Genomic DNA, 6,443 nt, shown 5'->3' on the forward strand with positions numbered 1-6,443 from the left:
ACCCCTTGACCAACGGACCAGAGTTGTTATTTTCAACTCTTACTATTATACCGACTTTTCGTACTTTGTCAACACCTTTTTTTAACTTTTTTTCAATTCTACTGAATGACTTCCTGTAACTCTTTCAGCATGGCTTTGCGACCCTTGAAACGCTCATCTGCCCAGAGTTTTGGTTAATTTTTTTCTTACAATAATTGTTTTTTATGAAACACATATCATTTTTTGAAAACATTTCTTCATATTACTCAAGTAACTATTGCATTCTTATTTTCAGAAAATTTGAATCATTTCCTCTAAGAGAGCATTAACATAAGTGAACTTGTATTTTATTTTCTATATATAGAGAGAAATCTTTGATTTAAATTAGAGTTCCCTCAACTTTTTTAAAAAAACAGAGAAAACTTGTGCCCCCTCTGTTTATAGTATTTAAGATAATTAATTTTCTTCACTCATTTTTGATTTTACTTCATCATAAGATAGTGCATGTGATTCCTCTTCTACTGTTTCAGGCATCTTTCCTGTTTCGTATAGAGATTTAATTTGTGTACTATCCAATGTTTCGTATTTCAATAATGCTTCTGCAATCAGCTTGTGAGTTTCACGATTTGACTGGATAATTTCAGCAGCTTTGTTTCGTGCTTCATTCAATAATGAACGAACTTCTTCGTCAATTTCATAAGCTGTTTGTTCTGAAATTGATTTTTGAGGGCTTTGTGCACCAAATATAGCATGATTTCCTTCATATTGTACTGGACCAAGTTTTTCACTCATACCATACTCAGTAACCATAGCACGCGCCATCTGAGTCGCTTGTTCGAAGTCATTAGATGCTCCAGTTGTTTGGACGTTAAAGATAATCTCTTCAGCTACACGTCCACCCATTAATCCAGCTAATTGCTCTTTCATATCTTCTTTAGATAAAAGCATTTGGTCTTCTTTAGGAAGTGCAATCATATATCCGCCTGCACGTCCACGTGGTACTATGGTAACTTTATGAACAACACGGGCATTTGACAATACTAGACCGACAATGGTGTGTCCTGCCTCATGGTAGGCAACCAATTCACGTTCTTTTTGTGAAACTGTCTTGTCTTTCTTAGATGGTCCAGCGATAACACGATCTTCAGCTTCATCAATATCAGAAGCATCAATCACTGATTTATTACGACGAGCTGCAACTAAAGCTGCTTCATTCAATACATTTTCCAAATCGGCACCAACAAAACCTGGAGTTTGTTGTGCTACCAATTTCAAATCTACATCTTCAGCTAAAGGTTTATTTCTAGCATGGACTTTCAAAATTGCTTCGCGTCCCTTAACATCTGGACGACCAACCAATACTTTTCTATCAAAACGACCTGGACGAAGTAGAGCCGGATCAAGAACATCTGAACGGTTTGTTGCCGCAATGACAATAATTCCTTCATTTCCTTCAAAACCATCCATTTCAATCAAGAGTTGGTTTAAGGTTTGTTCTCGTTCATCATTACCTCCACCTAAACCAACACCACGTTGGCGACCAACGGCATCAATTTCATCAATGAAGATAATAGCTGGTGCTGCTTTTTTTGCGTCCTCAAAGAGAGAACGTACACGGCTCGCACCGACACCGACGAACATTTCTACAAAGTCAGAACCTGAAATACTAAAGAATGGTACACCAGCTTCTCCTGCAACTGCTTTGGCAAGTAATGTTTTACCAGTTCCCGGAGGTCCTTCTAAGAGAACTCCAGCTGGAATCCGGGCACCCAATTTTGTAAATCGTTTTGGATCTTTTAAGAATTCAACAACTTCAACAAGTTCTTGTTTTTCTTCTTCAGCTCCTGCGACATCTGAGAAGCGAACTTTGATATCTTCTTTATTAGCAGCTTTAGCTTTACTACGTCCAAAACTCATTGGATTACGTCCACTATTTCCGCCCATATTTCCCATCATAGAGAAGAGGAAGAAGAATAAGATAGCAAATGGTACTACTGAAACCAGGATGTTAATCCACATACCACTTGAGCTTTCGTGTTTCACTTCAATCTGTGTTTGGTGTTCACTTGCTAACTTTTGCAAATCCGCTACAGTTGTATCTGATGGGAGGACAATACTTGTAAATTTCTCTACTTTTGTAGCAGAGGGTGTAAAAAATTGAATTCCCGTTTCCTGTTTCTCTGTCTTAGCAGTTTTGTAGACACCATACACTTCAATAACACTACCACTTGGTTGGTAGGTCATTTCTTTTACATTGTCGTTAGTGATTTCCTGAACCAATTCTGAGTACTTAATTTGTTGACTATGACCAGCGGATCTGCCAGCAAAAAAGTACTGGAATCCTGTCACTAGCAAGAAAATCATCAACAAATAAAGGAATGGATTTTTTATGAAACCATTATTTTGTTTTTGCATTCAAACACTTACCCTTCTATTTTGAGTAAACTTCCTCTTTCAATACACCTACATAAGGAAGGTTACGATAGTTTTCATTATAGTCTAGTCCATATCCTACAACAAATTCATTTGGAATTGTAAAACATGTATAATCTGCTTCGATTTCTACAGTGCGACCTTCTGGTTTATCAAGCATGGTAACAATCTTCACAGACGCTGCTTCTCTTGCAGTAAACATATCTTTCAAACTTTTCAAGGTTTGACCAGTGTCAATGATATCTTCTACAAAGACAACATGTCGACCTTTAATATCTTGAGTTACGTCTTGTTTAATATTAATGACACCACTACTTACAGTCCCACCATGATAGCTAGAGACCATCATAAAGTCCATTTCAAGATGTGTATCAATATATTTCACCAATTCTGCCATAAAAGGAATAGAACCTTTTAAAATTCCAACTAAAATCGGATTTTTACCCTCATAATCTTTTGTCAACTGAGCACCCAATTTTTTAGCTGCTTCTGTAATTTCATCTTGTGAAATCAAAATTTTCTTGATATCTTTTTCTAACATGATTTTACCTATCTATTTTTTCTATATAAAGTACAGTGTTCATTATATCATTTTTCATTTTTTTACTCAAATCACTGATTTCAATTCCTAAAACTGAACAAATTTTTCCAAATTGCTCAATGATAATAGCTTTTTCTCGTCTTTCTTTAGGAATTTTTAAATCAATAAAAAGTCGCCTTAGTTTTTTACGATGACCATTTTTTATCAAATAATCACCAGACTGTCGATGCCTTAAAATCAACGATGTTTCACGAGAAACATTCACCTTTTGAATATTTTCCCCTTCTAGAGGGATTCCAAATGAAAATAAATAACCTTCATAATGAAGTTGATTTTGATAGTTTAACACACACTCACTACTTTTTTCATCAGACTTTGGTCTGATTTTACAAATTCTAAAGTGCTGGTATTCTTTTACAAGTTCATAACCATTTTTTATATAATGGCGATATTGACTCTTAGTTTTTAAAATATGATGAATTTCTTGAAATTGTTCTCTTGTTACATTTAAGTCAGCAAAACAACTAAGGTATTGTTGTAGTAAAATTCGCTGTGTTGCCTCAGAAAAGAATAAAAACTGAGTTAAATCTTCCACATTGACTGTTTGAGATAATTCAGTCAGAGCAATTTGATAGTCAGATACTTCTTTTCCAAACTCTAAAATTGCTTTTTTTACCTGAACATTTTCTTTTTCTAACTGTGGTAGATAGAGGTTACGAATACGATTGCGAAAATAGTGATTTTCTTCATTCGTCCTATCTTCAAAATGCTCGATCTCAGAAAAATCCTTCTTATAAAAGAACAGCAAAGGACGAATTAATTCTCCCTTATCAAACGTTTGTCTTTCTTTAATAGCTGATAAGTGTTGTAATCTAACACCCCTAATCATTCGCATAAATACCGTCTCAACCTGATCATCTGCATGATGAGCTGTTACAAGGGCTGTAGAGGAAGTTTTCCCCATTACTTTCCTAAAAAATTTATAGCGAAATTGACGAGCATTTGCTTCTGAAAAATCTCCAGTAAAATGAGCTACGTAAATTGGAACTCCAACTTGTTCAGCTAGTTTTATTAATTCATATTCTTCATGATCCGATTCTAATCGTTGTTTATGGTTTACATGAGCTAAAAATAATTCAATCCCAAGTTCTTCTTGGTAAGTTGAAAGGAGATGAAAAAGAAACATCGAATCCAATCCACCAGACAAGGCTAGTACAACTCGTGAATGATCTTTAAAATAACCTTTTTCTAGAAAATGATTTAAAAAATCTCGGTCTCTCATTTTAGGACCTCATAGACATCCTTAGCAATTTTAGAAATGGTATCATAATCAGAATTTTTGGTAAAGATTGAAATAATGAAAGGAGAATCTGTATAGACTATTCCTACATCGTGTTTAAATTCATCTGCATCCCCAATTTTATGGGCTACCTTAGCAGAAATATTCTTAGCAATCCTCTGATTATCAAAAGCTGTTTGCGATAGAGATTCTAAAACAAAACCATTCTGATTATAAATAGATTCCATAACTTGACCAGCCATTTTAGCTGAAGCCAACTTATCTGTCACATCCCATTCCCCACCTGCGATAGTAGCCATCTCTTTTTTAAAGGCTTCATCTGATTTATTCGTAATATAATAACCAAGAATATTATGAGCTACATTGTCAGATTCTTTTGCAGTTTTTGTGATTAAATCTTTGAGAGTGTAGTCTTTATTGTCTGCTGTTTTAGGGAGATTTCCGCTTCCTTCAGGTTTATAAGAACCAGGGAAATCATTCACTTCAGAAACGTACTTCAATTTCGTGTCAAGTTGGTAATCACCTTGATTGATTTTTTCTTGAACATAATAAAGATAAGGCAATTTCATAACACTAGCAGCGTACATTTTTTGATCTTCATTAATCCCAGCTTCCTTACCTGTACTCAATTGTTTAATATAAATAGAGAACTGTTCATTTTGATAATTTGCAGATAGCAACTCTTGTACTTTCTGAATACGATTATCATCATCGGAAATATCATCCGTCGAAATCCAACCAGTTTGTTTGATATGTAAAAACTCATGCCCACCAGCAAAAATAGACATATCTACTTCAACATCTTGATAGGGTACCAAAGTAGATTTTAATTCTTGTTTATCATAAGGGCTATTATAGACAATAAATTCAGGTTCTAACCACACTCGTTTAGAAAAATTGTTGACAATTGAACTATCGTATAAAAGTCGTTTATCGGCCATCACAAACTGATTATTAGACAATTTAAAGACAGGCTGTCCTTGTTTATTTAATCTCCATTCTAAAACAGATAATTTTGTATCTGCATTGATTTTTCCTGATTCTTTAATCAAATCTTCTGTAGAATAAACAGATGTTTCACCATAAAATTTTGGAGATTCTATAACATCTTGATAGTAAAAATGATACGAAGCGTGGGTTAAGGAATAAACTTCTTGGTTTGGAATGATAACTGGATTCTCAGTGCTTACTACTTGGACACTTTTTAAAAAAATAGGAAGTAGCAATATCACTAAAAATTTACGCATTCTTTTTTTCCTCTTCTTCCTGTAACCGTAACAGATGATTTTTTTGAGCTAACTCTTCTAATTTTTCATCTGATTGACTTAAAAATTGTTCAATAATATCTAATAAATTTTCCATTTTACATTACCTAGGAAGTAAGTCCGGAATAGTATAAACTTCTTCCCATGATTTTGAATAGTAATATTTTGCACGCAAATACTTGGCTGCGTATGTTTCGTCCTTTAATTTGGTTGCAAGATTTGATTCTTTATCTTTTTCATCGCTCAATTCTTGATACTGTTTTTTCAGATCGGCTAACTGTTGGCGACGTTCGAGTAGTTGCTGATAACTTTGAGTCAAATTATAGGTTGGTAGGATGAACAACAACATAATCAAAATCAAAACCCAGCCCATAAAACGATTTCGTCTTTGTCGTTCTTCCATCAAGTATTTACGACGTTGGTGTTCATTTTGAATAAAAGAATTATTCATTTGCACAATTTTTTTATACATCGTTTTCTACCCTTGTTTCGCTGATAATTTCATACATACCTGCAGCATCTTCTTTTTTAGTGCTATCTTTCATTTCTAACACTTTTACGAGCAACAATTTATTTCCAAAACGAATTTCGACTTGATCGTTGATTTTTAAATCTGTAGAGCTCTTGGCAAGAATACCATTTACCTTGATACGTCCCTTATCTGCAACTTCTTTAGCCACTGTACGACGCTTAATAATTCTTGATACTTTTAAATATTTATCTAATCTCATTTTTATTACCTCAAATTATTATTGTACCATTTTTCTACCTTTTATAGAAGAAAAAAGATAACTCCTAATGTGACTCTTTTGATTCTTTTATGTTTGCTAATGATTCTCCAAAAATTAAAAGACCTTCTAAAATCTCATAATCCTTTTTATTACGAATATCAAAAACAACTTCGATTAAACCTTGATTTTCTGAA

Annotated in this window: 7 protein-coding genes and 1 pseudogene; all 8 read right to left on the reverse strand. The window is 33.9% G+C overall.

Annotation, left to right across the window (positions count from 1 at the left end; translation table 11 throughout):
* Positions 1 to 435: 435 nt before the first annotated feature.
* A complete protein-coding gene (gene ftsH / locus ADM33_RS09955) occupies positions 436 to 2,394 on the reverse strand; it encodes an ATP-dependent zinc metalloprotease FtsH (RefSeq protein WP_049504909.1) in 1,959 nt (652 codons plus the stop codon).
* Between the two features lie 16 nt (positions 2,395 to 2,410).
* Positions 2,411 to 2,953 (reverse strand): hypoxanthine phosphoribosyltransferase, encoded by a 543-nt coding sequence (gene hpt / locus ADM33_RS09960; RefSeq protein WP_000890189.1) that lies wholly within the window; start codon positions 2,951 to 2,953, stop codon positions 2,411 to 2,413.
* A gap of 4 nt (positions 2,954 to 2,957) precedes the next feature.
* Entirely contained in the window at positions 2,958 to 4,235 is a 1,278-nt protein-coding gene (tilS, locus tag ADM33_RS09965) for a tRNA lysidine(34) synthetase TilS (protein ID WP_049504913.1), read from the reverse strand.
* Positions 4,232 to 5,500 carry a serine hydrolase gene (locus ADM33_RS09970; RefSeq protein WP_049504915.1) on the reverse strand — a complete coding sequence of 423 codons (1,269 nt, stop codon included), beginning with the start codon at positions 5,498 to 5,500 and terminating at the stop codon, positions 4,232 to 4,234. Before ADM33_RS09970 ends, tilS begins: the two co-directional genes overlap by 4 nt.
* Complete coding sequence (locus ADM33_RS11810; protein ID WP_000429332.1) at positions 5,493 to 5,615, reverse strand: SP_0009 family protein; 123 nt, start codon at positions 5,613 to 5,615, stop codon at positions 5,493 to 5,495. Before ADM33_RS11810 ends, ADM33_RS09970 begins: the two co-directional genes overlap by 8 nt.
* A gap of 6 nt (positions 5,616 to 5,621) precedes the next feature.
* Positions 5,622 to 5,990, reverse strand: a complete 369-nt coding sequence (locus ADM33_RS09980) for a septum formation initiator family protein (RefSeq protein ID WP_000277028.1) — start codon at positions 5,988 to 5,990, stop codon at positions 5,622 to 5,624.
* Positions 5,983 to 6,249, reverse strand: coding sequence for an RNA-binding S4 domain-containing protein (locus tag ADM33_RS09985; RefSeq protein WP_001234970.1), 267 nt, complete (start codon positions 6,247 to 6,249; stop codon positions 5,983 to 5,985). Before ADM33_RS09985 ends, ADM33_RS09980 begins: the two co-directional genes overlap by 8 nt.
* A gap of 64 nt (positions 6,250 to 6,313) precedes the next feature.
* Positions 6,314 to 6,443, reverse strand: a pseudogene (locus ADM33_RS11940) (transcription-repair coupling factor); the annotation flags it as partial.

Source organism: Streptococcus oralis, from assembly GCF_001075875.1.
GTDB classification, from domain to species: Bacteria; Bacillota; Bacilli; order Lactobacillales; family Streptococcaceae; genus Streptococcus; species Streptococcus oralis_I.